We start from the raw sequence: 25800 nt of genomic DNA on the forward strand, positions 1-25800 counted from the left end.
AAGAAGGTCAGCAGATGGGAAAGATCCAAGAGCTATCCGAACGTCTGGCGAACCAAATCGCGGCAGGAGAAGTTGTTGAGAGGCCGGCTTCTGTCGTCAAAGAATTAGTTGAAAATGCCGTGGATGCCGGCAGTACCCAAATCGATATTTTTATTGAAGAAGCAGGCTTGCGTAAAATCCAAGTCATCGATAATGGCGAAGGAATTGCAGAAGAGGATGTCTTGACTGCCTTTAAACGCCACGCCACCAGTAAAATCCACAATCGAGATGACTTGTTTCGAATACGTACCCTCGGGTTTCGCGGGGAAGCTTTGCCTAGTATCGCTTCGGTTTCGATCCTCTCGATTGAAACGGCAGTCAAAGGTGCCCAACAAGGCTCCTTTGTGCGCTTAAAAGGCGGCGCTGTTGAAGAGCATCTGCCTGCCAACTTGCGACAAGGAACCAAGATCACTGTCGAAAACCTCTTTTACAATACACCGGCACGTTTGAAATATGTCAAGACGCTGCAAACGGAACTTGCGAACATCGGCGATATCGTCAATCGGATCGCCCTGAGCCATCCAGAAGTGGCTTTTCGCCTCGTTCATGAAGGCAATAAGATGTTGAGCACCACTGGAAGTGGGCAGTTAAAACAAACCATCGCCGGGATCTACGGAGTGGAAACGGCCAAAAAAATGATTGCGATCGATACTGAGGACCTCGACTTTAAAGTCACTGGCTTTGTGTCACTGCCAGAAGTCACCCGAGCCAGCCGCAACTATTTATCCACGATCATCAATGGTCGTTATATTCGCAACTTTGCTTTGAATAAAGCGATCGTAGCCGGTTACGGGTCAAAATTGATGGTCGGTCGTTTTCCATTAGCTGTCCTTGAAATCAAAATGGACCCCTTGCTAGTCGATGTCAATGTCCATCCGACTAAGCAAGAAGTTCGTTTGTCAAAAGAAGAAGAGCTAACGAAACTAATCAGTAAAGCCATCAATGAGGCGCTGCGGGAAATCAATTTGATTCCTAACGCGGCTGACAATCTGCGGTTTAAGAAAAAAGTTGCCGATCAGCCAAAAGCCCAGCAGCTTGGCTTGGAACTGGAGTCAGCAGGAAATTCGACTTCTGGGTTGTCTTATAATCGGGAAACCGGGAAATTTGAGGTTCAGGGCAGTACTTATCAACAGACTGTGGATAACTCTGTGGAAAAACCTGTGGAGGAAGGTGGAAAACTTCCAGAAATGCCACAGGAATCTAGCGAAAACCTGTTGGAAGAAACCGAGGAAACCTTTCGCAGTTTGGAAGAGACGCTGCCAAATAAGCCTGTCCGAAAACCATTTGTGGAAGATCAGATGGAAACAAAAGCGCCGCTGCTAGAAGCGCCAGCCTTTCTCTCGGAAGAGACGCCAGAGCTTACGGCGCAAGATCTGCAAAATCAAGCGACTCTTCACCCGGAAATACATGGGGATGACCGCAACTACCTGAAAACGGTCGAACGGTTGCTGGAAGAAGAACCAGCGAAGGAGCGTTTTCCCCAACTGGATTATTTTGGGCAGATGCATGGGACCTATTTGTTTGCCCAAAGCGAGGCGGGGCTATATATCGTCGACCAGCATGCGGCACAAGAACGAATCAAATATGAGTATTACCGCGAAAAAATCGGCGAAGTGACCAATGACCTGCAAGAGTTGTTAGTGCCGATCGTTTTGGATTATCCCAACAGCGATGCACTGCAATTACAAGAACAAAGTGACAAGCTGGTAGAAGTCGGGATCCATCTGGAATCTTTTGGGACCAATAGTTTCATCGTCCGAGCGCACCCGACGTGGTACCCTAGCGGTGAAGAAGAAGCCATCATCCGCGAAATGATCGATATGTTATTGACGACAGGAAGTGTCAGTGTCAAAAAGTTTCGTGAAGCAACCGCGATCATGATGAGCTGCAAACGATCCATCAAAGCCAATCATTATTTGAATGAAGCACAAGCCCGGATCTTGTTGCAAGATTTAGCGAAATGCGAGAATCCCTTCAACTGTCCCCATGGTCGCCCGGTGCTGATCCATTTCACCAACAGCGACATGGAGCGGATGTTCAAACGGATTCAAGATCCTCATCGAGCAAGGAGTGGCATGGAATGATTATTTTGGCTTCACAGTCGCCGCGACGCAAAGAATTATTAGCGGAGTTAGTCCCGGAATTTGCGGTCATACCAGCGGATATCGACGAGTCGGTCCGACCAAACGAAGCGGCGATCCCTTATGTCCAACGGATGGCAGCAGAAAAAGCGGCGGCTATTACGCAAGCATATCCTGAAGATCTGGTGATCGCGAGCGATACCACGGTCGTGGTGGATGAAGAAATCTTAGGAAAGCCAGCCGACCGTGAAGATGCTCGTTCGATGTTGCGAAAAATGAGCGGACGTGCCCATTGGGTGCATACCGCCGTCGTTTTGCAAAAAGGCGAACAGCTGCGCCAAGCAGTGGTTTCGGCGGAAGTTGTGTTTCGTTCCTTGACCGATCAAGAGATCGACAAGTATCTTGCCTTAGATGAGTACCAAGACAAAGCGGGCGCCTATGGGATCCAAGGGGCGGCCAAAGTATTTGTCTCATCGATAAACGGCGATTTTTATACAATTGTAGGGTTTCCTGTCACTACGGTCTATCAGTTGTTGCAAGAGTTTATGGAGGAGGAATAAGGATGGATGTTTCTGGTAGTTGTCTTTGCGGCAAAGTCACGATTGACTTGACTGGAGTTTCGAAAGAAATCACGGTTTGTCATTGTAGTCTCTGCCAGAAATTTCACGGCGGACCGATGTTTGCTCTTGCACCATGTTCTGAGAACCAGATGGCTCTTCAAGGAGCGAAGTGGCTGCGACGTTATGATTCTTCTAAGTGGGCACAACGAGGATTTTGCAGTCAATGTGGCTCGAGTCTGTTCTTTTACCTCAAAGAAGCACACACCTATTTTTTTGCGGCTGGATTATTTGGTAACATGCCAGAAGCTGTCTTAACCGAAGAAATCTATACAAAAGACCAACCGCAGTTTTACCATTTTGCGGAACCAACGACTCGTTGGCAAAAGCTGCAAAACCCTTAAACAATTTGAGCAAGTCATTTTACATTCGCTAAGAAAAAAGGCATGATAGAGCATACAGGATGAGTCTAGAGGAAAAGCAGGTGAAAAAATGACAGATAAAAAAGAATTAAAAGAAAAATTGTCATCGATCGAATATGCGGTGACCCAAGAAAATGCAACCGAACGCCCCTTTACTGGCGAGTATGATGATTTTTATGAAAAAGGGATCTATGTTGATATCGTCAACGGAGAACCATTGTTTGCTTCTACTGATAAATATGACGCCGGTTGTGGCTGGCCTTCCTTTTCGAAGCCGATCAGTCGCCAAGATATTCAAGAAAAAGCCGATTTTTCTCACGGTATGCATCGGGTAGAAGTCCGCAGCAAAGAAGCTGACTCTCATTTAGGACATGTTTTTTCAGACGGTCCTCAAGACAAAGGCGGTTTGCGCTATTGTATCAACTCGGCAGCATTGAAGTTCATCCCTTTAGCAGAAATGGATGAAAAAGGCTATGGCGAATTCAAATCACTCGTTGAGTAAGTATTAGGAACTGTGTGCGAAAAAAAAGATTCAGCAGCATGTCTCGTTTGAAAAAATGCGACTGAAACAACGGTTTTTCCTCCGTTTGTTTCCTGCTAAACCTTTTCCTTCGTTCACAGTCCTTTTTTTGCCCTCTCGTCTGTGCTACAATAAAGGGAACATATGTACAGAAAGGAAAGCACATGTACGAATATATCATAGGGAAAGTAACGGATATCTTTCCGGCGTATATCGTCGTTGAGACCCATGGCATCGGCTATCAGATCGCTTTTGGCAATCCGTATTCATTTAGCGGCAAGTTAAACCAAGAAGTAAAAATCTATCTGCACCAAGTGATTCGTGAAGATGCTCATAGTCTCTACGGCTTTGCCACGATCGAAGGCAAGCAGTTGTTTTTAAAATTGATCAGTGTCTCAGGTATTGGACCCAAGAGTGCGTTAGCAATCATGGCCAATGAAGACCATACAGGGTTGATCACGGCAGTCGAAAATGGGGACGTCAATTATTTGACTAAGTTCCCAGGTGTCGGTAAAAAGACGGCGCAGCAAATGATCCTAGACTTGAAAGGCAAAGTGGCTGAACTGGTTGGAGAAGAAGCGATCGTTCCTCTAAGCGTAGCAACGACTGCTTTAGATGAAGCAATGGAAGCCTTGAAAGCATTGGGTTATAGCGAAAAAGAAGTCAAGAAAGCCGAAAAACAATTAGCGGCGAATACGACAAAATCGACGGATGAGTACTTGCGGGAAGCTCTCCGATTGATGATGAAAAAGTAAGGAGCAAGTAGACGATGGATGAACGAATTGTTTCGCCAGAAAGCACAGAACAAGAAGAGATCATCGAAAAATCCTTGCGTCCGCAAACCCTTGCCCAATATATCGGACAAGACAAAGTCAAGCAGGAGCTTTCGATTTATATCCAAGCGGCGAAAAATCGAGAAGAAGCGTTGGATCATGTCCTCTTATATGGTCCGCCAGGCTTAGGGAAAACAACGATGGCAATGGTGATCGCCAACGAGATGCAGGTCCAAATCAAGACGACCAGCGGTCCTGCGATCGAAAAACCAGGGGATTTGATTGCGATCTTGAATGAGCTGCAGCCGGGGGATGTTCTGTTTATCGATGAGATCCATCGCTTGCCTCGTGTCGCCGAAGAAATGCTTTATTCGGCAATGGAAGATTTTTATGTGGATATCATGGTGGGGCAAGGGACAACGGCTCACCCAGTTCATTTTCCGCTCCCGCCATTTACCTTAGTCGGCGCAACGACGCGGGCGGGGATGCTCTCGGCGCCACTACGGGATCGTTTCGGGATCATTTCTCATATGCAATATTATGAAGACCATGATTTAAAAGAGATCGTGCAGCGGACTGCGTCCATCTTTGAAACGGATATCGTGGAAGAAGGGGCGATCGAAATCGCCCGTCGGTCACGAGGCACCCCGCGGATCGCCAACCGTTTGCTTAAACGAGTTCGCGATTATGCGCAAGTGCAAGCAGATGGGTTGATCGATCGCACCGTTGCCGATCAGGCATTGGCGCTTTTGGCAGTCGATCATGCTGGCTTGGATTATATCGATCAGAAATTGATCCGCACGATGATCGAATTGTACCAAGGCGGCCCGGTGGGATTAAGTACGATCGCTGTCAATATCGGGGAAGAAACCGAAACAGTGGAAGATATGTACGAACCGTTTTTGATCCAAAAAGGATTTTTGAAACGCACCTCGCGTGGGCGGATCGCAACACCGTTAGCCTATGACCATTTTGGCTATCCCCAAAGAAGTGAATAGAAGGAAGCAGCAATCAGCGATGATTGCTGCTTTTTTGCGCTTTTGGTGAAACGTTTCTTTTTATTTTTTAATGATTCCTGAGGATCAATAGATGTTGAAAAAATACATCATTTGTGAAATTTGATTAAAAGGAAGTGTTTGGAGAAATTATTTCTTATAAAAATGTTGATATAATAGCTTTTATGTTTGTGAGGAACTCAACGAAATTTGTGAAAAAAGAAAACCTGAAAAAAATAATTGGAAAGGCTTGCATTTTCGAATGGCAGCGGATATAATCTTTTTGTAGAAACGTTTCACCGAAGTGTGGAGATATACGTAGTGTTGCGAGGATAGAAAGAAGGAGATTTTGTGTATGAGTAAACTGCAAAAGTTTTATAGTCAACGGCAGCTTCACTGGATGGTTTTTCCCGGCGTGGCATTTATGATCGTATTTAATTATATTCCGATCTACGGAATTATAATCGCTTTCAAAAACTATACGGTGATTGACACGATTTCATCAGCACCATGGGTTGGGTTAGAGAATTTCCGTATCATTATGAATGACAGTTTTTTCTGGGAAGCAGTTAGAAATACGTTAGCCATCAGCTTATTGAAATTAGGATTAGGTTTTGCGATCCCGATTGTGTTAGCCATTATGATTTTTGAAATGCAAGATGGCCGCTTGAAGAAATTTATTCAAACGGTTTCATACATTCCCCATTTTTTCTCATGGATCGTGCTAGGTGGGATGATGATCTCTTGGCTGTCAACGAACGGCTTTATCAACCAAGTGTTGATGTCCGTAGGATTGATGGACAAAGGGGTCAATCATCTATTGGATCCAAGCAAATATTGGTGGATCGCGGTCCTTTCTGATCTATGGAAAGAAGTCGGCTGGGGAACGATTCTTTACTTGGCAGGTATGTCGCGGATCGATCCAACGTTTTATGAAGCCGCACGAATCGATGGTGCCAGCAAGCTAAGACAGATTCGTTCGATCACATTGCCATTACTGACACCGATCATCTCCTTAAACTTGATTCTGAATGTGAGCGGTATCTTAGGGTCAAACCTAGATCAAACATTAGTTTTGATGAATTCACAGAACCAAAACCGTTCAGAAGTTATCAACTCCTTTGTTTATAAAATGGGGTTGACGCAAGGTGATTTCTCTTATGCAACTGCTGTCGGCTTGGGGATCGCGGTCATTTCCGTCATCTTATTGGTGATCACGGATCGAGTGACCCGCAAGTTGAACAACGGCAATTCAGTTATCTTATAGGAGGAAAAAACATGATCAAAAGAAAAGCAAAAGAAAACACGTGGTTTTACTTCTTCAATACCGTGATCTTGATTTTATTCTCGTTAATGATCATTGTACCGATTTGGAATATCTTGGTTTCCTCCGTGTCTTCTAGTTCTGGATTAGCGGGCAACGGCCTCGTGTTATGGCCCAAAGGCTTTACCTGGGAAAACTATCGGAAAGTTTTTTCCGACGCAAGTATCCCCCGTGCCTTCTTGATCTCAGTGTTAAAAACGGTTCTTGGGGCTGCGACCCATACCTTGTTTTGTGCGATCGTGGCTTACGGATTGAGTAAATCACGCTTGGTTGGCCGCAACATTTATACAACGATGGGGGTCATCACCATGTACTTCAGTGGTGGGATGATTCCAACGTACTTGCTGATTCGCTCGCTAGGATTACTGGATTCTTTCTGGGTCTACATTATTCCAGCTTTGTTCAGCTATTATGATGTCGTGATTTTAATGAACTTTTTCCGTGAGATTCCGCCTTCACTCGAAGAATCGGCGAAGATCGACGGTGCAAGTGAATTCCAAATCTTTTATAAAATCTTCTTACCATTAACGAAACCGGCACTGGCAACCATCATCTTGTTCAACGGGGTTGGCCAATGGAACGATTTTATGACAACAAAACTGTATATCACAAAAGAGTATCTCTATCCGCTGCAAATGAAGATTTATGAAATCATCGTCCAATCCAACTTGAGTACGATGACTGAAAGCGGTAGTACCGACTTTATCGTCCAAGCAACGACCCGTGGGGTTCAGTTGGCTACGATCGTCATCACGACAGTGCCAATTTTAATTATATATCCATTGCTTCAAAAACACTTTATCGGCGGTATGATGGCCGGTGCAGTAAAAGAATAGAAAGAGGGATAGACATGAAAAAAGTAGTAGGCGGTTTATTGGCAGCATCAGCATTACTTAGCTTAGCAGCATGTGGCGGCAGCTCAGACAATGCCAGCAGTTCGGATTTTTCTATCAAAGATCGGTATGAGTTAGATGAAAAGACACCAGCATGGAAACTCGATACCAAAGAAGAACCAACCAAGATCACATGGTACATCAATTCAGACTGGACAGCTTTGCCATTTGGTGAAGATGTGACGACAGCCCAAATCAAAAAAGATTTGAACATTGATATTGAATTTATTTCAGGTGATGATTCGAAATTAAATGCTTTGATTTCAAGTGGTGATATGCCTGATATCGTGACGTTGATGGATAAAACCAGTCAAGCAGCCACAAAAGCTGATAGCTGGGCATACTCATTAAACGATTTAGCGGAACAATACGATCCGTATTTGATGAATGTCGTGACCGAAGATACCTTCAAATGGTTTGCTTTAGATGATGGCAAAACTTATGGCTATCCAAACTATTCCAACACAGCAGCGGACTACGAAAGCGGCAATATTCCCGTCAACGATAACTTTGTGATCCGTGAAGATGTCTATGAAGCATTGGGCAAACCAGATGTTTCGACTCCAGAAAACTATGTGAAAGTCATGAAAGAAATCAGCGAGAAATTCCCTGATTTGACACCAATGGGCTTCACAACGATCGGCGAAACAGCAGGACCATTCTTAGATAAATTGCAAGACTTCTTAGGTGTTCCGTTAGAAGATGAAGATGGTGCTTTCTACGATCGTAACTTAGATGAAGAATATATCTCATGGTTGAAAACCTTTAATCAAGTGTATCGTGACGGCAACATCAGTGATGACAGCTTTACCGATGACGGTCCAACCTATGATGAAAAAGTAAAACAAGGGGACTATGCAACGATCTTAGTCGCAGGAACGAGCGGACAAGGTGGGAACTTCACTGAATTCATGAAAAACTCTGACACGCGGTACATCGCAATCGACGGACCTGCCAGCACTTCTGGTCGTGAAGCAACCTTGAACCAAACAGGAATCTCTGGCTGGTTGATCAACTACATCACAAAAGATGCGGCGGATCCAGCAAAAGTAACCCAACTCTTCACGTACTTGATCGATGAACCAGGACAAATTTTGACAAAATTCGGTGTTGAAGGCGTGACGTATGAATACAACGATGAAGGCAAAATCGATTACTTGCCAGAAATCAAAGAAATGGAACAAACCGACAACGAAGGCTACAACAAAAAATATGGTATCAGCCGCTTCAACTACTTTAACAATGACCGTGTCAATGCACTGAAAGTCAAAACTGAAAATGCGTTGACTCAAATGCAAGAATGGGGCGAAGGCAAATTGTATCCACACTTTGTGATCGAAAATACGGATCCAGATGCCGGAACTGCAGAAGCACGTTCAAACACAGCCATCAAAACCAAAATCAACAGCACGATCATCTCATTGATTCGTTCAAAAGATGAAGGAACATTTGACAGCACACTAACCGACTTTGAAAGCTTCTTAGATTCAAACAACTGGGACGCAATCAAAGACATTAAAACTGAAAAAATGGCCGAAAACCGCGAACGACTAGAATAACCCCCATAGGAGAGGAAAGGAAGCCAAAAAAAGACCTTTCCTCTCCCTTTACTTTGAATCACTGCGATTGGCTCACGTAGTGAGACAGAGCAGATGATGAAAAGTACTAGGCGACCGCAGGGAGCGTAGTGTCCATACAAAGAAGCACTGCGATTGGCTCGCGTAGTGAGACATGCAAGCTGCACTTAGTGTGTTTTACTTAGTGCAACTGTAGGCGAAGCGAAAGCGGAGACGAGCAGATGATGAAAAGTACTAGGCGACTGTAAGGAGCGTAGTGACCAACCAAAGAAACACAGGTTTTGCGCGCACTTTGCGCAAAATTTGATGTTTCAAAGTACTAGGCGACTGCAGGGAGCGTAGTGTCCGTACAAAGAATCACTGCGATTGGCTCACGTAGTGAGACCTGCAACCCAGAAACCCGTACGTTGAGAAACGACCCAAAATCACAAGAAGGCAAGAAACAGGTTTACGCAGCACCCGCAGCACAAATCAGCAAGTTTTGATTGGAGGATCATAATGAATCGACTATTTTCTTATGAAGGATGGTACTATCGGGTCTTTGCTTTTCTAGCAGATATGATCATTGTTAGTTTTCTCTTTATGATTCCAGCAATGACGCTGATTCTCGCAGGGCCAGCATTGATCGCGCTGTATCAGACGATCGATCAATTGTACAAGGAACGAGATGTCCCGATTTGGCAACGATACAAGCAAGCATTCTTAAGCAACCTCAAACGTGGTCTCTTCTTAGAAGGTCTTGTTATTGCGTATGTCGCAGTCTTTGCCGGTTTGATCTATTCCTTGATGATGCTTACACCTTACTTTGGCGTTTTAGCCGTGATCCTCGTCAGCTTGGCTGCGCTGTATCTCGTCGTGTTCGTTCTCTTGTACAGCTTGTTTGCGCAATCATTGCAAGAAACAGCGAAAGAAACGGCGTATGCGGTTCTTAGCAGTACGGCGAATGCGATCATTTTACTGGTGATCCCAATCATTGTTTTTGTATTGTGCAGCAAAGTAAACCTATTCTTATTTGTTTGTTTAGGCATTTCAGGATCAGCCTTTGTACAGGTGTTGTTTTTCAATAAAGTATTAGCGAAGGGGGAAGAGACAAATGACTGAATCGACCGCAATTGATCGATCCTGCTTTTGGGCTTCGGTCCAACAAGAACTTGACGCCCTTCCGCTAGCCTTTGAAAGAACCAAACAAGCGCCTTTGCTGAAAGGGATCGATTGTTTTACGATTTCTTTTCAAAGTCTTGGTAATGAAACGATCTATGGGCATCTGCTGCTGCCAGAACAAGCGGCAGATTGTCCAATCGTGATTGATTTTTTAGGCTATATGAATCATATGCAAGAACCGTTCCAATTCGCTCATTGGTTACTGATCGGCTGCGGCTGTCTTGTCATCGACAATCGTGGACAAGGGGGACGCACGCAAGATCAAGTTCCTTATGAAACCACGCAGCATGAAGCACCTTTTGGACGCGGCATCTTGAAAAAAGAAGATTTTTATATGAAGCGATTGGTCGCAGATAGTTTGCGCACACTAGAAGTCCTTCAACAGATACCGGAAATCGATCCGCAGCGCATTATTTTAAGAGGCGGCTCACAAGGCGGCGGCATCGCCTTATTGGTCAACGCATTAACGAACGTCCCGATTTTTGCGACGTTTGCCGATGTGCCAAGCCACTCCAATCTTGTCCATCGGATCGAACAAAAAACAGGAAGTTACCATGTGATTCAAGAGTATATCGAACAATTTCCAGAAATGCGGGAAACGATCTATCAAGTCATGAGTTATTTTGATTTGAAGTATTTTGCTCATCAGATAACTGGTCCTGTTTATACATCGGTCGGCAGTGCTGATCCAATCTGTCCCATGGAAGATTTCTTCGTTTCCTATAAAAAGATTCCTGGACCGAAAGAATTGCGTATTTACTTAAATAAAGGGCATGGCGGCGGCGAAGCGAAACAAATCCGTCGTGAAATGCAGCAAATCAAAAAATTACTCAAAGGAAATGAATGAAGATGAAAGTAGCAACCTACAATCTACGAGTCGATACCGACTATGACCAAGAATGGCAATGGCACTATCGATCGGAGGCGGTTTGCTCCTTGATCGATTACTACGACTGGGATGTTCTGGCGATCCAAGAAGCTCGTCCCAGCCAATTTGCAGATTTAGCAAAGTTAGCGCAGTATGCTTCCGTCACGGCTGAACGAGATGGTGATGGCTTAGGCGAAGGCATTGGACTGTATTATCAAAAAGAGGCTTTCGAGTTATTAGCTTCAGGTTCGTTTTGGTTGTCATTGACACCGACTGAACCAAGTATTCATCCAGAAGCTGCGTATTCACGCTTATGTGTTTGGGCAGTCTTACAGGAAAAAAAGAATCCGCCGTTTCTTGTCATCACGACCCATTTAGATAATATTTCAGAAATGGCTCGTTTTGAAGGGATGAAAGTGATCTTTGAGCAGCTGGCAGATCAAATCGAACGCTATCCTGTATTGCTGATGGGCGACTTGAATGCGGAGCCAACCGAGCGGGTGCATCGGTACTTAGAGCAACATTTTCAAAATGCCAAAGAACATGGACAGAAGCCCCATCACGGGCCAAAAGGCTCCTATCAAAATTTTATTTATACGTTACCATGGCAAGAACTAGAAGAAATTGATTATATCTATACGAAAGGCTTCACGGTGGTCAAAACCGCCTGTCTAACGGATTCTTGTGATCGTCGTTTTCCCTCCGATCATTTTCCTTTAGAAGCAGAAGTCCAATTTGAAGAAAGCAAAGGATGAATAAAAATGGAACAGCAGAAATTAACCGAACTACTTTCAGAAATGACCTTAGATGAAAAAATCGATCAGTTGCTGCAACTGGCAGCGGCTTTTTATTCAGATAAAGCAGAAGAGAAAACCGGCCCAATGGGCGACTTAGGACTGACACAAGAGAACATCAACAATGCGGGAACAACGCTAGGTGTTTCTGGTGCAAAAGAAGCGATCCGCGTCCAAAAAGAGTATATCGAAAATAACCGCTTGAATATCCCAACGATATTGATGGCGGACATCATTCACGGCTTTCGGACGATTTTTCCGATTCCATTAGGATTAGGTAGTTCATGGGATTTGGCAGCAGCGGAGAAGATGGCGGAAGTATCTGCCAAAGAAGCAGCTGTTTCTGGCTTGCATGTGACCTTTTCACCGATGGTGGACTTAGTAAGAGACCCACGTTGGGGCCGTGTCATGGAATCGACGGGGGAAGATCCTTACTTGAACAGTCGCTTCGCTGAAGCCTTTGTCAAAGGCTATCAAGGGGATGATCTGCGAACAGATTTCAACCGCGTGGCTGCGTGTGTCAAACATTTTGCGGCTTACGGTGCGGCTATCGGCGGTCGCGATTACAACACGGTCAATATGTCAGAACGCCAACTGCGAGAAAGTTATTTACCGGGCTATAAAGCGGCCCTTGATGCCGGTGCCAAACTGGTGATGACCTCCTTCAATACGGTGGACGGTATTCCAGCAACAGCCAATCGCTGGCTTTTCCGCGATGTTTTGCGAGAAGAATTCGGGTTTGAAGGCGTTGTGATCTCTGACTGGGCAGCAATCAAAGAAGTGATCGCCCATGGCGCAGCGGAAGATGAAAAACACGCCGCTGAATTAGCCATCAAAGCTGGGGTCGATATCGAGATGATGACGACTTGCTACACTGATAACTTGAAAGAGCTGATCGCAGAAGGCACTGTTGAGGAAGCCTTAGTCGATGAAGCCGTGCTAAGAATCTTGACCTTGAAAAATGAACTAGGTCTATTTGAAAATCCATACCGCGGTGCTGATGAAGCCGCTGAAGCAGCCACTGTTCTGTCTCAAGAACACCGAGAGATCGCCAGAGATATCGCAAAGAAATCAATGGTGTTGTTGAAAAATGAAGGTGTCCTGCCGTTGCAGAAAACCGAAAAAGTGGCGATTGTGGGCCCGGGTGCTCACTCCCGTGATCTATTAGGTGCTTGGTCTTGGCAAGGGAAACAAGAAGAAGTGGTGACGTTAGTGGCGGGGGCTCAATCCTTGGGTGCGGATCTGTTGATCGGTCAAGAGCCCTTTGATTATTTTGCGCCGTCTGAAGCAGCGATCCAAGAAGCGATCGAATTAGTGAAAGAAGCGGATAAAGTTGTCTTAGCGCTAGGAGAGCAAGAATGGATGAGCGGTGAAGCTGCCAGTCGCAGCGACATTCGCTTGCCGCAAGCCCAATTGTCCTTGGTTGAAACCTTGAAAGAATACAACGAGCAATTGATCGTAACCCTTTATAACGGTCGTCCTCTTGACTTGCAAGGGGTTGATGCAGCCAAAGCGATCGTCGAGGCTTGGTTCCCTGGAACCGAAGGCGGAAACGCACTTGCTCAGATCTTGTGGGGAGAATACAATCCAAGCGGCCGCTTGAGTATGTCATTCCCGGAAACCGTTGGACAAGTCCCTGTGTATTACAACGTTGACAATACCGGTCGTCCATATGAAAGTGCACCGGATGAAAAATATGTCTCAAAATATTTGGATGTCTCCAATTATGCCAAATATCCATTTGGCTTCGGCTTGAGCTATAGCCCAGTTGCGTATTCTACGGTGACGTTGGATCAGCCGACCATGACCAAAGATCAAACAGTCACGGCATCCATCACTGTTACGAACCAAGGAACAGCAGCGGTCTGGGAAACGGTCCAATGCTACATTCGCGATTTAGTCGGTGAAGTGGTTCGCCCAGTGAAAGAACTGAAAGGCTTTAAGAAAATTTGGCTAGAAGCTGGCGAATCAGCCACCGTTCAATTTGAGATCACGGAAGAACTGCTGCGCTATGTTCACAGCAACCAACAAGCAAGCAGTGATCCAGGGAAATTCCACATCATGATTGGTGGGAACAGCCGAGACACCCAACAAACAACCCTGCAATTAGTTAGGTAAGATAGGAAGGTTTCTATGACGAAAAAAATAGTGATGAATAATGAAAATACGACCGTGACGTTTTTACCAAACGGTGATTTATATGAGATTCAAAGTCACGGTGTGATGATCAATCAGTTGAACGGAAATGCGCTAGATGGTAGTTTGAATCAAATCTATCTACGACTGCGTGAGGCGGGGGGATGGCACTTTATTCCCTTGATCGGCTCAAATGCTGACAGTGCCTTTGCTTACTCAGACAAACAGCTGACTTGGACTGGGACGTACCAGTCCATCGATTACCAAGTTGATTTCCAATTGGCCCAAGATTGCTGGTTCTGGCGGGTTCAATTGAGTGGTTCTGGGGAAGCGGAACTGGTTTACGGACAAGATCTTGGCAATGCCGCCAAAGGGGCTGTTCAATCCAATGAAGCCTATGTTTCGCAATATATCGACCATCATGTTAGCCATGATAAGGATCACATCGTGCTTTCTTCGCGTCAAAATCAACCACAAAATGGTCAATTTCCACTGGTGGAACAAGGCAGCTTCCAAGCCTTAAAAGGCTTCTCGACGGATGGCTATCAATTTTTCGGTCGCAGCTATAAAGCAACGAATCAACCAGCTGCACTTAGCCAAGAAACATTAGCCAATGAAGTATATCAATACGAATTTGCTTATACGGCACTGCAAACGCAATGGTTGTCGGTAAGTGAGACACCGACGGAAATCGTTTTTTACGCAGCGGTCAAAGCCAATCAAGCGACGGCAGTCAATGAACCGCAGTTTGCACTTGAAACGTTGAAAGAAACGTATCAAGCCTTGTCCTTCGACTCGTTGCAAGCAACGGCGCAGCCACGAAAAAACTTTGATCAACCGCTCACAGGGCTGACATTTACCACAGAAGAAATCAACGAGCGATTTCCTCAGCAAGAAGCAGTGGAAATCGTTGACGAACAGCTGTATTCCTTTTTTACCCCTGACTATCACCATGTCGTGTTGAAGGAAAAGGAAGGACAGATGGAACGCTCCCATGGACATATTTTGATGAGCGGACAAGATCTGATCGTCGATCAACCCATTTTGAGCACGACCGTTTACATGACGGGGATGTTTAACTCCCAAATCGTATTAGGCAATACGAACATGAACAAATTGTTGAGCAATAGCCGCAACTCATTGAATCTTTTCAAACGTTCCGGTCAGCGGATCTATTTGAAAGACGGCGATCAATGGCGGATTTTAACGATGCCATCTGTCTTTGAAATGGGCTTGAATTCGGCGACGTGGTACTACAAAACAGCAGATGATGTCATTCAAGTAACGACTTTCACGAAAGCAAATGGACGCACGATTGCAACGACCATCACTAGTGAACAAGGTCGTGCCTACACCTGGGCCATCACTAATCAATTTGTGATGGGGATCGATGAAGCTGTACCGACTGCTACCATTTCGCAAGATCAACAATTGCTCACCATCAAAGGAACAGCGGATTCACCGATTGCGGAAACTTATCCAGAATTGACGTATTATCTCCATGCGGCTCAACCTTTTGAACTGACCGATGAAACGATTTTCAATGTGGCAGCCGACGATAGCACGACCGTATTGACCTTTGCAGAACAGGCGACGGTTTCCTTCGTGATCCAAGGCACACTGACTGGTGAACCCTTTGTTTCCGAAACATTAGATCGCCAGCAAGAAGACACTGCCTATACGGCCTTTGTCGATGATTTGTTGAATCAGTTTGAATTGAAACATTCGCAGGCGGACGTCGCATCCTTCAATCACTTGGCACGTTGGTACACCCATAATATGCTTGTTCATTACTTGTCTCCTCATGGCCTTGAACAGTACGGTGGTGCTGCTTGGGGGACTCGAGACGTTTCCCAAGGACCGACTGAGTATTTCTTAGCACTTAATCGTCCTGAGATGGTGGCATCCATCATCGAGCATTTGTTTGAAAATCAATTTGCAGATGACGGCAACTGGCCACAATGGTTTATGTTTGATCGCTATGAGAAACAAAAAGCTGATGAGAGCCACGGAGATGTGATTGTCTGGCCAATGAAAGTCGTTAGTGACTATCTCGAAAAAACCAAAGATTTTGCGATTTTGGAAAAAGAACTGCCTTATACGGATCGCACAACCTTCTTGAAAACCAGAACCAATGCTTCTTTGTTTGATCATTTGAAAAAAGAAGTGGCGTATATCGAAGCGAACTTTTTGGAAGGAACGTACCTGTCTTGTTATGGTGATGGCGATTGGGATGACACCTTGCAGCCAAATAACAGTAAGTTGAAGAAACAAATGGCCAGCAGCTGGACCGTTGCCTTGACCTATGAAGTATTGAAAAAATTAGCCAACCAGTTGCAGTCAGTTGACCCAGAGTATGCCAAACATTTAACGGAACTGTCTGCGGGAATCAAACATGACTTTGAAAAATACATGTTAGCTGATGGGACTTTGCCAGGATTTGTCTATATGGAAGATAGCGAGCACGTGGAACTGATGGTCCATCCGACTGACAAGAAAACCGGTATCCAATACCGCTTGCTGCCGATGCAGCAAAGCATGATCGGCGAGCTGTTATCTCCCGAACAAGCCGATCATCATGTGGCGATCATCAAGGAGCATTTGCAATTTCCAGATGGGGTGCGCTTGATGAATCGTCCAGCGACTTATGCGGGTGGTGTCAGCACCAACTTCAAGCGGGCAGAACAAGCAGCCAATTTTGGACGAGAAATCGGTTTACAGTACGTTCACGCCCACATCCGCTTTACAGAGGCCATGGCGAAATTAGGTCGAGAAGAAGAGACTTGGCAAGCACTTGGGGTCATCAATCCGATCCAAATCGCTCAACGGGTCGAAAATGCGGAAATCCGTCAAGCAAATGCGTATTTCAGTAGTTCTGATGGCGATTTCAAAACAAGGGTTGAAGCCCAAGAAAATTTTGGTAAACTTAAGGAGGCAACAGTCGGCGTCAAAGGCGGCTGGCGCATCTATTCTAGTGGACCGGGGATCTATATGAATCAGTTGATCAGCAATGTGTTAGGCATTCGGACCTTTGTTGATCACGTTGAACTTGATCCCGTCTTGCCAGCGGAATTAGCAGGATTGACACTGACGTATCGACTCTATGATCGGCCGGTCGAAATCGTCTATCATTCGTCAAGTACGCCGAAAATATTGATCAACGGCGAAGAAATGTCCACTGAGTTTGCGGAAAATCGCTACCGCCAAGGTGCGTTTGTCCTGAAGAAAGCAGCGCTTTGCGCCAAATTAAGCGAAAACCAAACCAATACGATCGATATTTATCGTTAAGAAAGGAGAAGCCATGGTAGGAATCAAAGATATTGCCCAAAAAGCGGGTGTCTCCATATCCACCGTTTCGTATGCATTGAATGGCAGTCCAAAAGTGACCGAGGAAACCCGTGCGCGGATTCAAGCGATCGCAAACGAATTGAACTATGTTCCGAACATGGCTGCTCGCACACTGAAACGCAGACAAACCAACATCATCGGTGTTTATCTCGCCGATTATGCCGGAAGTTTTTATGGGGAATTGCTAGATGGCATCAAGAAAGGGTTGGAACTTTTCGGCTATGAAATGATCGTCTGCAGCGGCAAGAAATCACACTTGTTTATTCCTGAGCGGATGGTGGACGGTGCCATCATTTTGGATTGGACGTTTCCAGCAAAGGAAATCGAGCAATACGCCCAACGAGGACATCAAATCGTCGTGTTAGACCGTGTCTTGTCTCATGAAAATATCCATCAAGTCTTGTTAGACAATAAAGGAGGGGCGGCGCTGGCGATCGATCGCTTGATCGCTGGACAAAGCCAAAAAGTCTTCCTCTTAGCAGGGCCAGAAAAAGGCTACGACAGTCGGGAGCGCTTGGAAGCCAGTACGAAAGAATTGACGCGCTTTGGTATTCCTTATGAAGTCATTCCTGGTGACTTCACGGAACCTTCTGGTTATCGAGCGGCAAAACAGCTCTTAGCAAATGATCCCCAGTTTCCCATTGATATCTTTGCCTTCAATGATGAAATGGCGATCGGTGTCTACAAATATGTCCGCGAGACCGACTATCGCATCGGAAAAGAGATCCGCATCATCGGGTTTGATAACACGGAATTAGGCGCTTTTGTGCAGCCGCGCTTAGCGACGATCTCCTATTCGAAACATCGATGGGGCATGGTGGCAGCTGAGAAAATCGTACAATCGATCCAAGGGGAACCAGTGGCGGACGAGCATATTTATACCACTTTTGTGGATGGTGGATCATTTATTTAATTGATCAATTAAAGGAAAAATAGTTGAAAAAGCCTCGAACAAGGTACGCTGTTTGAGGCTTTTTTTGCGTTATTTCAAACGATAACACTCCTTTTTTTATCTAAATCAGTGATTTATAAAAAAAATAATATTTTTTATTTTGTTATTTTATGTGTGCTGGAATTTTTAAATAACGTTTTTTATTCATTTTTTGATTATAACATTATCATTAACTACGGAGAGAAGACGGGAAGCGTTCTTTTAACTTACTATTTTTGGCTTATATAAAAGACCTTTGGAACATTAGTTTTTGTCAAATATTTTAACTTTCTATTTATTTTTCTCATCTTAATTTAATTTATGGTGTTGATTTATCCCTCGTTTTTTGTATGATTTATGAAAGAGAAAAGCATTTTTTTGAAAAGAGTCGGTAATTCATCTTGATAATTTGAGCTTTTTTTTAATTGATGAGTAGTTAATAGCTGTAAGATGTGGAAGTTACAAAAATTGGAATTATGAAAAAACAATTATAATCATAATTTTGAATGGAAGAAAAAAAGAATTATAATTCTCTTTCGTCAACTCGCTAAACTAAGAGTTGTAACACAGGGCGTGCACTGCGCGATACGTTTATTTTTTTAAGATAGGAGGGATAAAGTGAAACGGTTTTTAACAACTTTACTTGTTTTTCTACTAACATCAGGTCCGTGTTTTTCATATGCAATGGTAGTGGCACAAGCCGAAAGTGTTACAAAAACAAGTGAAGAACAAAGTATGTCTTCTTCTGACCCTGTCGTTTCATCGATCGACAGTCTGGAAGAGACGAACGAAACTGACGTGCAAGCATCTAGCGAACCTGCTTCGACAGATTCGTCTACAGGAGCCACTGACACAGCTTCAGCTGAAACAGAAGTTTCATCGGAAGCTGTAGAAGAAGTACAGGTGACCTTTCTGACAGACAAGGAGCATGTATTTGCTACCGGAAAAACTCGCATCCAGATCAGCAAAAATAAAGGGGAAGCATTAAAAGAAAGTGAACTGCCGGCTTTTGAAGATGATAGGAATTTTGAAGGATGGGCGTTAGACGGTACGGTCTATACAAGTCAAGCGCTGACCGAATTGATTCTCACGGAGAATCAAACCTTGACTGCTGTTTTTAAACCGACTGTTAAGGCAAGAGCGGCGGACATCTCGTTGGCAGAACAATCGATTAAAGAGATCATTGCAGAAGCCGATAAAACGAAAGTGATCGCTGTACCAAGTCCAGCTGGAGATGATTCAGCATATGCAGAATACACCAATAGTGCTGAAGGGATTCGTCAAGCGTTGTTCGATATGTATCAAAACGGCAATGGCCAAGAATTTGCTTTGTATGTTGGCTCTGGCTCAGCTTTACCGTCTTTGCCAACAAATCTGACTTCAAAAACGATTCCAGATACAGTGGATAATACAAATATGACTTTTTATGCACTACAAGGAAAAATAAGCCGCTTAATCATCACAGGGCATAGTGATGATCCCATCACAGATGCAACAACGTTGACTTCGGGTAGTCGAACCGTTCCTTTTGGTACGGACATCTACTTCGGTTCTGATGTAGTGATTCGAAACCTCAACTATACGGGGACGAGAATGTACATGAATGGGCATAGTCTTTCCTTGAACGGTGGTTCCACCGGCAATGGCCTTTCTATTTATGGAGGAAGCAACAATGGCGACCTTACTGGAAATCCGACGATCACTGTAAATGCGACAGGCTCTGGAACTTGGAACATCTATGGTGGGAATCAAAGCGGTGGTACATTGACTGGGAATACAGCGGTTGTCGTAAATAATACGGTGGGCGGCATCAGTACGATTGCAGGAGGTGCCAATATCGGTACGATTGATGGGAATACCAGTGTCACGATCAATCGACTAAATGGCACACTGACCAATTATTATGGGGGCGGTGTCGGAACCACTACTTCAAATACAGCCAATGTTACCGGTAATGTCGCAACAGTCTTTCAAACAACGAACACCAATTTCCGTTTAGGAACCTATTATGGCGGTGTTCAATACGGGAACATTGGTGGAACAGTCCACAATACTCTCACAGGAGTGGGTGGTTGGACCGGTACAGGATTGAATTATTATGGTGGTTCCAGAGAAGGAAATATTGGACAGACACGAGAGCAAACAGCGATTACGAACCAAGTAGACACTAGCGCCTATTCTACAGGAGCAGCCTATTTTATTGGTGCCAATCGAACCAATGGAACGATTACTGGGAGTATTGAAAATACGATTAAAGCAGGTGACTACAATCAAGGGTCGTTCAATCGTGTCGATGGCGGAGCAGGAATGGACGTAAGTGTTACCAGTCTGCAAACTGGATCCGATAGTGTGTATGACGCGATGACACCAACTGATCGCCGGGCTTACGCTGAAACCACTGCTCGCTTTAAAGTATACGGTGATATTACGACGAAAATCCTAGAAGGCTGTGTCAGCTATGGAGGAGACAACTTATCGTATACGCGGGCAGCTGGGTATGGTGGCTTTATTGACGGCAGCACAACTGTCGAAGTCGGCGTATTAAATGATTCTCGCACGGTCGGCGGACCTGGATTCGTCTACAGTTATGGGGGACGATCTTATAAAGATGGTATCGCCTATTCAAATAGCTTGAATTCACGAGCAAATGGTGTCGGAACGTTTGATATCGTAGGCGGAGGCGGTACCAATGGTGTGCAAGCAACCAACCTTTATATTTATGGGGATACAAAAACAGTCTTAAACAATGTAGTCGCTCGTTGGACCTATGGTGGTGGTTTTTCAGGAATCATCGAGGGAAACACGGCAAACATCTTGAATGGCGGGATCGTTGATACTTTGGAAGGTGCAGGATATACCGGTAAACGTGTATTCGGTAATTCACATGCTGAAGTAAATTACGGTCAAGTCGACTGGTTTCTTAGTGGCGGCGGTTGGGGGGATGCCAAAATTACAGGGGACGTTTCAGTCACTGTTCATGATGGTATCATCAATGCCTCAATGGGTGCATCATATGGATATTTTTCGGGACACACGATCAATGGAAATTCTGATAATCGAATTTACGGCGGAGATTTTTCTGGAACACCTCGGACAGGTCCAAGTGCTTTTTCTGGGGGAATCACGAATGCAGGTTCGCTGCTAGGGGATGCACAATTAACAATCGACCTAAGGGATTATGAAGGGGAATTTAAGCTTCCTTCAGGAACGAATATCTCAGGTGGAAATCCGTTTAACAGTACCAACATCGTTGGGACTGATAGTACCAATACGATTACATTGAACATATACACAAAGCCGGGGTCAGATGCACTGAATGGTGCAACGATCTATGGCGATGGTGGTTCAACGGCCGCCAACACAAGAAGCGGTAAAATCAATATTAATATACAAGCTGAAGGATCAAGTATCGGTAACTTGTATACAACAAATTATTCAAACATTTCTTCAAATCGAATTTTAAGAGATGTCGAGATGCGGGTTCAAGGAGCCAAAAGTATCAATGGGATTTCAGGCGGAAATGCGTCAGACAACTTTACGAACACGATCGTAGCCAACAGCAGCAATCAAGTGAAGATGAGCTTTGGTGAAAATGTCGATGGGACAGCTTCTTATCAAACTGATCCAATCGCTGTGACGGGTCTGGGAATCGTCAACTTTACCGAATTGAATGTGACAAACGGCATCAAGCTAATGGCCAATGGGGGAGACATCAAAAATGGCCGTTCAGCCACTGCTGCGAATCACGCAACGACCTATCATCAGTTCGGTGACATCCATCTTTCCAAGGATGCCGGTATCGGTATTTCTTCTGCAACGAATTTGATTTCAGGCGCGAAGTTAACGGTGGAAGACAAAGGGACGATTGAGTCACCGCCGGGAACGGGGCGAATCAATCTTTCAGATTTCGCAACACCAGATACGGACAAAGATCATTTAACGTGGCTGAAAACGACGACCAATGATGCAGGTTCTCGAGTCAACAGTCAAGGGACGTGGTTTGGAGCGGTTAGTGCCTATCAAGTACTGACTATAAATCCAACTGCTGCTAATGCTGCAGCGATCACGCCAATCAACTTCAGCGGGATCGAAAAAGCGACTGGGAAAACCTTCATCGGGGACAACGATGTGACCAATGCAGCCAACGGGTACGGTATTGCGATACCAGGTTCGATCATTAACTACGAAGTCGAAACACCGGGAGTCGCTAACGGGATTGGCGCCATTAGTCACAATGTAACGGCAGTCAAAGAGAACAATACGCCGCTGACCTTGCAAGCATGGGGAACTGAGCAGGCGGGGACACAGGTGCAAAAAGGGCGTTTATTGATTCCCTACACGGTAACGGAATTGCCAACATTGACGTTTACACCAGAAACCCAAACGTCCGGTTCATGGGTCTATGCCGGTCAAATCAAATCCAGCAAGCTGGATAGCACGGATCAGCAGTTGACAGAACAACCAGATTCAGAACCAGTTGATTGGACGAGTCCTGATGGGGAGTATAGTTACGATATCAGTGTCCGCTACTCAAATAAGGCGGAAGTCCAAGCCCGCAATGTGATCATTACAGAACAAGAGGCACAATCGCTGAGCAAAGAACAAGCCGTGACTTATCTCGAAGCCAGCGGGCGTCCTTTCTTTAAGGATACGCTGACAGATGAGGTCTTAGCTGCGATTCAAGAACCGTTAGAAACAGCGGTCTACCGCAAACAAGCGATCACTTTTTCAGTAGGGGAAAACGATCAGAATCAGGCGGAAACCACCGTTAATCTGGTGGTGGTCAAAAATGAAAGTGTCATTTCTGCTGATCGGCAATTTGCCGTCTATGCAAAAGATGTCCGTTTGACCTTACCAGAAGCAACGGCGCTGACAGATGAAGCCGCTTTGGCAGACTATACCCAAGCAACCACGATTTTTGCAGATAATCGGGCAAATATACCACCGACTGTCGATCCGCAAGCTTTTGCCGCGATCCAGCAAGCAACGGAAGATGAGCTGTTGAAAAATGTATCAACGGCCTACCATTATGAAGCAGGCAGTCAACGGGCAGAAAAAGTCGTCAATGTCGCAGTTGCCGGCGAGCTTATTTTAAGCAGTGTGCCAACAGACTTTGATTTTGGGCAGCAGAAAGTTGCCACAGAAACACAAGATTATTGGCCAACGATCACAGGCGAGCTAGCGGTGAAAGATACGAGAGGGTCCGAACGGAGTCCATGGCGCTTGACGGTCAAAGAGCAACAGCCATTAACGGATGGGACAGATCAATTAACCGATGTCTTCCGCTTTGTGACAAACGGTCAAGAACAGATGATAACCAGTGGGGAAATGATTATCGAGGAAACGGAATTGACAGAAAATGGCACATACGTCGTGAATCAGCACTGGGGCGAAAGTCAGAATGAAGGAATCAAGCTTACCGTTCCAGTCGAACAGCAAAAAGTTGGGGACTATCAAGGAACCTTGAGCTGGCAGCTGGTTTCGGCACCTGGCAACCCATAAAGGCAGGAAAACAAATGAAAAAAATCATGATCGGTATTATTGCTGGCTGTCTATTAATATTTCCTCAGCTCGTTTCAGCAGCCGAAGCAGGTGCTTATGACAGCAATGGCATTACTTCCTTTTTCGGCGTCTATGAAGAACCAGTTGAGGAGCCAGAAGAGCCCGTAAAAGAACAGCCAGGGAATAAACAAATTAATCAAAAAGGCAACAATATTCTGCCGGCAACAGGATCAGATCACTTCAATAGCTATCAAAGCAGTGGTCTTGTCGTTTTGTTGGCAGCAGGAATCATTTTAATCAAAAGGAGAACAAAAAATGAAAAAACTTTTCTTGACGGCAGGCATTCTATTGATGAGCACTGCTCTGTTACCAACAACCGTTAATGCCGCTGAATACACTTCAAATGGAGCAATCACTTTTGAAGCGGACCCGAATCCAACCAATCCAGTTGATCCGACCGATCCAGAAAAACCAGTGGATCCCGTCGATCCAACCGATCCAGATGGACCAAATCCTGGAACAGCTGGACCATTATCGATTGATTTTGCTTCAAGTTTTCAATTTGGCAACCAACTGATTACTTCTGAAACAAAAGATTATTACGCACAGCTGCAAGAGTTCACAGCTGGCGCTGCTGGACCAAACTATGTGCAAGTAACAGATAAACGAGGAACGCAAGAAGGTTGGTCATTGAGTGTTGTGCAAAACGGACAATTCAAAACGGCTGATGACGAAGAGCTAGTCGGCGCTTCATTATCGATCGCCTCAGGTGCAGCAACTTCAGTCACCGATATGCAGTATGCACCAACAGTTACTGCAAGTCATACCTTTGTACCCGGTAGTGAAATCACCTTGGTCAATGCACCTGTCGGAAAAGGAATGGGCACTTGGATTTACAAGTTTGGGAACGATGCAACGGAAGGGTCAACGGCAGTAAAATTAAACGTACCAGGCAGTTCTGTAAAATTAGCCAAAGAGTATCGGACGACATTGACTTGGAATTTAAAGAATGTCCCTGAAAGCAATTAAAATCACTGATTTTCAGTAAAACAGATAAAGGAGTGTCAAATAGAAATGAAAAAAACAGCATGGGTCTTTGTAAGTCTTGCCGTCTTGGCAGCAGCGAGTGCAGCAACCGAGGTTTCAGCAGCCGAAGCGGCTTCTTACACCTCAAATGGGGCGGTTGATTTTATTCCGAATACTGATCCGACGAACCCAGTCAATCCAGAAAATCCAGATCCAGAAAACCCGGTCAATCCTGTGGATCCAACCGATCCCGATGGACCAAATCCTGGAACGAATGGCCCATTATCGATCGATTATGCCTCTAGCTTAGATTTTGGTGTCAATAAAATCTCTAATAAAAACGAAGTCTATTATGCACGAGCACAAGGGTACTTGAACGATGATGGCACAGCTTCTACATTAAAAACTGCCAATTATGTCCAAGTAACTGATAATCGCGGTAGTAATGCCGGTTGGCGGTTGTCTGTGAAGCAAAATGGTCAATTTAAAAATGAGACGACCTTGAATAAAGAATTGACAGGTTCTGTCATCACCCTAACAAGTCCTGACGTTAAATCAAATGCGGTTGGCGTCACAGCTCCCGTGGCAGAAGCAACGATCACGTTGGATGCAGCCGGTGCTGAATCAGTGGTGATGACTGCAGCAAAGCAAACAGGTGCTGGAACATGGGTCAACGCTTGGGGAAGTGTTGAGTCGATCACTGAAATAGACAAAGATGATCAAGAAGTACAAGCCGATATTACCAAAGCAGTCGCACTTTCTGTACCAGGCAGCACCCCAAAAGATGCCGTTAGCTACACGACTACATTGACTTGGGTATTATCAGATACACCAGGAACGGAAGGATAAGGAG

The 25800-nt window shown here is 45.0% G+C and carries 20 protein-coding genes; all 20 read left to right on the top strand.

Translation table 11 applies throughout. The annotated features are described in order from the left end of the window. Nucleotides 1-14: 14 nt before the first annotated feature. A complete protein-coding gene (gene mutL / locus IGJ17_RS01640; RefSeq protein WP_429946981.1) occupies nt 15-2123 on the top strand; it encodes a DNA mismatch repair endonuclease MutL in 2109 nt (702 codons plus the stop codon). Beyond that, nucleotides 2120-2680, top strand: coding sequence for a Maf family protein (locus IGJ17_RS01645; RefSeq protein WP_429946982.1), 561 nt, complete (start codon nt 2120-2122; stop codon nt 2678-2680). The genes mutL and IGJ17_RS01645 overlap by 4 nt, the downstream gene beginning before the upstream one ends. 2 nt (nt 2681-2682) lie before the next feature. Then, a complete protein-coding gene (locus IGJ17_RS01650) occupies nt 2683-3081 on the top strand; it encodes a GFA family protein (protein ID WP_005232409.1) in 399 nt (132 codons plus the stop codon). An 88-nt stretch (nt 3082-3169) separates the two neighbouring features. Then, on the top strand, nt 3170-3601 hold the full coding sequence (gene msrB, locus IGJ17_RS01655) for a peptide-methionine (R)-S-oxide reductase MsrB (RefSeq protein ID WP_061053658.1): 432 nt from the start codon (nt 3170-3172) through the stop codon (nt 3599-3601). A 182-nt stretch (nt 3602-3783) separates the two neighbouring features. After that, nucleotides 3784-4374 carry a Holliday junction branch migration protein RuvA gene (gene ruvA, locus IGJ17_RS01660; protein WP_005232405.1) on the top strand — a complete coding sequence of 197 codons (591 nt, stop codon included), beginning with the start codon at nt 3784-3786 and terminating at the stop codon, nt 4372-4374. Nucleotides 4375-4388: 14 nt separating this feature from the next. Then, nucleotides 4389-5390, top strand: coding sequence for a Holliday junction branch migration DNA helicase RuvB (ruvB, locus tag IGJ17_RS01665; protein WP_005227171.1), 1002 nt, complete (start codon nt 4389-4391; stop codon nt 5388-5390). Between the two features lie 352 nt (nt 5391-5742). Continuing rightward, complete coding sequence (locus tag IGJ17_RS01670; protein ID WP_005232388.1) at nt 5743-6654, top strand: ABC transporter permease; 912 nt, start codon at nt 5743-5745, stop codon at nt 6652-6654. Nucleotides 6655-6665: 11 nt separating this feature from the next. Next, entirely contained in the window at nt 6666-7547 is an 882-nt protein-coding gene (locus IGJ17_RS01675; protein WP_005227173.1) for a carbohydrate ABC transporter permease, read from the top strand. A gap of 14 nt (nt 7548-7561) precedes the next feature. Then, on the top strand, nt 7562-9163 hold the full coding sequence (locus tag IGJ17_RS01680) for a sugar ABC transporter substrate-binding protein (protein WP_008376282.1): 1602 nt from the start codon (nt 7562-7564) through the stop codon (nt 9161-9163). Between the two features lie 359 nt (nt 9164-9522). After that, the gene (locus IGJ17_RS01685; protein WP_016619626.1) at nt 9523-9666 is read left to right on the top strand and encodes a hypothetical protein; all 144 of its coding nucleotides are present in this window, start codon (nt 9523-9525) and stop codon (nt 9664-9666) included. Nucleotides 9667-9679: 13 nt separating this feature from the next. After that, the gene (locus tag IGJ17_RS01690; RefSeq protein WP_005232377.1) at nt 9680-10282 is read left to right on the top strand and encodes a DUF624 domain-containing protein; all 603 of its coding nucleotides are present in this window, start codon (nt 9680-9682) and stop codon (nt 10280-10282) included. Further along, a complete protein-coding gene (locus tag IGJ17_RS01695) occupies nt 10275-11189 on the top strand; it encodes an acetylxylan esterase (RefSeq protein ID WP_429946983.1) in 915 nt (304 codons plus the stop codon). The genes IGJ17_RS01690 and IGJ17_RS01695 overlap by 8 nt, the downstream gene beginning before the upstream one ends. After that, nucleotides 11186-11965 carry an endonuclease/exonuclease/phosphatase family protein gene (locus tag IGJ17_RS01700; protein ID WP_005232373.1) on the top strand — a complete coding sequence of 260 codons (780 nt, stop codon included), beginning with the start codon at nt 11186-11188 and terminating at the stop codon, nt 11963-11965. The genes IGJ17_RS01695 and IGJ17_RS01700 overlap by 4 nt, the downstream gene beginning before the upstream one ends. 6 nt (nt 11966-11971) lie before the next feature. After that, nucleotides 11972-14122 carry a glycoside hydrolase family 3 N-terminal domain-containing protein gene (locus tag IGJ17_RS01705; RefSeq protein ID WP_086316814.1) on the top strand — a complete coding sequence of 717 codons (2151 nt, stop codon included), beginning with the start codon at nt 11972-11974 and terminating at the stop codon, nt 14120-14122. Between the two features lie 15 nt (nt 14123-14137). After that, nucleotides 14138-17428 (top strand): GH36-type glycosyl hydrolase domain-containing protein, encoded by a 3291-nt coding sequence (locus IGJ17_RS01710; RefSeq protein ID WP_429946984.1) that lies wholly within the window; start codon nt 14138-14140, stop codon nt 17426-17428. 13 nt (nt 17429-17441) lie between these two features. Further along, nucleotides 17442-18401, top strand: a complete 960-nt coding sequence (locus tag IGJ17_RS01715) for a LacI family DNA-binding transcriptional regulator (RefSeq protein ID WP_005227180.1) — start codon at nt 17442-17444, stop codon at nt 18399-18401. 636 nt (nt 18402-19037) lie between these two features. Then, the gene (locus IGJ17_RS01720) at nt 19038-23921 is read left to right on the top strand and encodes a hypothetical protein (RefSeq protein WP_254907471.1); all 4884 of its coding nucleotides are present in this window, start codon (nt 19038-19040) and stop codon (nt 23919-23921) included. Nucleotides 23922-23935: 14 nt separating this feature from the next. Next, entirely contained in the window at nt 23936-24304 is a 369-nt protein-coding gene (locus IGJ17_RS01725; protein ID WP_086316816.1) for an LPXTG cell wall anchor domain-containing protein, read from the top strand. Beyond that, nucleotides 24237-24950, top strand: coding sequence for a WxL domain-containing protein (locus IGJ17_RS01730; protein ID WP_429946987.1), 714 nt, complete (start codon nt 24237-24239; stop codon nt 24948-24950). Before IGJ17_RS01725 ends, IGJ17_RS01730 begins: the two co-directional genes overlap by 68 nt. Before the next feature lie 45 nt (nt 24951-24995). Continuing rightward, nucleotides 24996-25796 (top strand): WxL domain-containing protein, encoded by an 801-nt coding sequence (locus tag IGJ17_RS01735; RefSeq protein ID WP_005232359.1) that lies wholly within the window; start codon nt 24996-24998, stop codon nt 25794-25796. The last annotated feature ends 4 nt before the right edge of the window (nt 25797-25800 follow it).

This window comes from Enterococcus sp. DIV1096b, assembly GCF_050498765.1.
Lineage (GTDB): Bacteria > Bacillota > Bacilli > Lactobacillales > Enterococcaceae > Enterococcus_D > Enterococcus_D entomosocium.

Excerpts from the sequence above, each read along its gene's own strand:
- mutL (WP_429946981.1), top strand. The coding sequence starts at position 15 with ATGGGAAAGATCCAAGAGCTATCCGAACGTCTGGCGAACCAAATCGCG.
- IGJ17_RS01645 (WP_429946982.1), top strand. The coding sequence starts at position 2,120 with ATGATTATTTTGGCTTCACAGTCGCCGCGACGCAAAGAATTATTAGCG.
- IGJ17_RS01650 (WP_005232409.1), top strand. The coding sequence starts at position 2,683 with ATGGATGTTTCTGGTAGTTGTCTTTGCGGCAAAGTCACGATTGACTTG.
- msrB (WP_061053658.1), top strand. The coding sequence starts at position 3,170 with ATGACAGATAAAAAAGAATTAAAAGAAAAATTGTCATCGATCGAATAT.
- ruvA (WP_005232405.1), top strand. The coding sequence starts at position 3,784 with ATGTACGAATATATCATAGGGAAAGTAACGGATATCTTTCCGGCGTAT.
- ruvB (WP_005227171.1), top strand. The coding sequence starts at position 4,389 with ATGGATGAACGAATTGTTTCGCCAGAAAGCACAGAACAAGAAGAGATC.
- IGJ17_RS01670 (WP_005232388.1), top strand. The coding sequence starts at position 5,743 with ATGAGTAAACTGCAAAAGTTTTATAGTCAACGGCAGCTTCACTGGATG.
- IGJ17_RS01675 (WP_005227173.1), top strand. The coding sequence starts at position 6,666 with ATGATCAAAAGAAAAGCAAAAGAAAACACGTGGTTTTACTTCTTCAAT.
- IGJ17_RS01680 (WP_008376282.1), top strand. The coding sequence starts at position 7,562 with ATGAAAAAAGTAGTAGGCGGTTTATTGGCAGCATCAGCATTACTTAGC.
- IGJ17_RS01690 (WP_005232377.1), top strand. The coding sequence starts at position 9,680 with ATGAATCGACTATTTTCTTATGAAGGATGGTACTATCGGGTCTTTGCT.
- IGJ17_RS01695 (WP_429946983.1), top strand. The coding sequence starts at position 10,275 with ATGACTGAATCGACCGCAATTGATCGATCCTGCTTTTGGGCTTCGGTC.
- IGJ17_RS01700 (WP_005232373.1), top strand. The coding sequence starts at position 11,186 with ATGAAGATGAAAGTAGCAACCTACAATCTACGAGTCGATACCGACTAT.
- IGJ17_RS01705 (WP_086316814.1), top strand. The coding sequence starts at position 11,972 with ATGGAACAGCAGAAATTAACCGAACTACTTTCAGAAATGACCTTAGAT.
- IGJ17_RS01710 (WP_429946984.1), top strand. The coding sequence starts at position 14,138 with ATGACGAAAAAAATAGTGATGAATAATGAAAATACGACCGTGACGTTT.
- IGJ17_RS01715 (WP_005227180.1), top strand. The coding sequence starts at position 17,442 with ATGGTAGGAATCAAAGATATTGCCCAAAAAGCGGGTGTCTCCATATCC.
- IGJ17_RS01725 (WP_086316816.1), top strand. The coding sequence starts at position 23,936 with ATGAAAAAAATCATGATCGGTATTATTGCTGGCTGTCTATTAATATTT.
- IGJ17_RS01730 (WP_429946987.1), top strand. The coding sequence starts at position 24,237 with ATGAAAAAACTTTTCTTGACGGCAGGCATTCTATTGATGAGCACTGCT.
- IGJ17_RS01735 (WP_005232359.1), top strand. The coding sequence starts at position 24,996 with ATGAAAAAAACAGCATGGGTCTTTGTAAGTCTTGCCGTCTTGGCAGCA.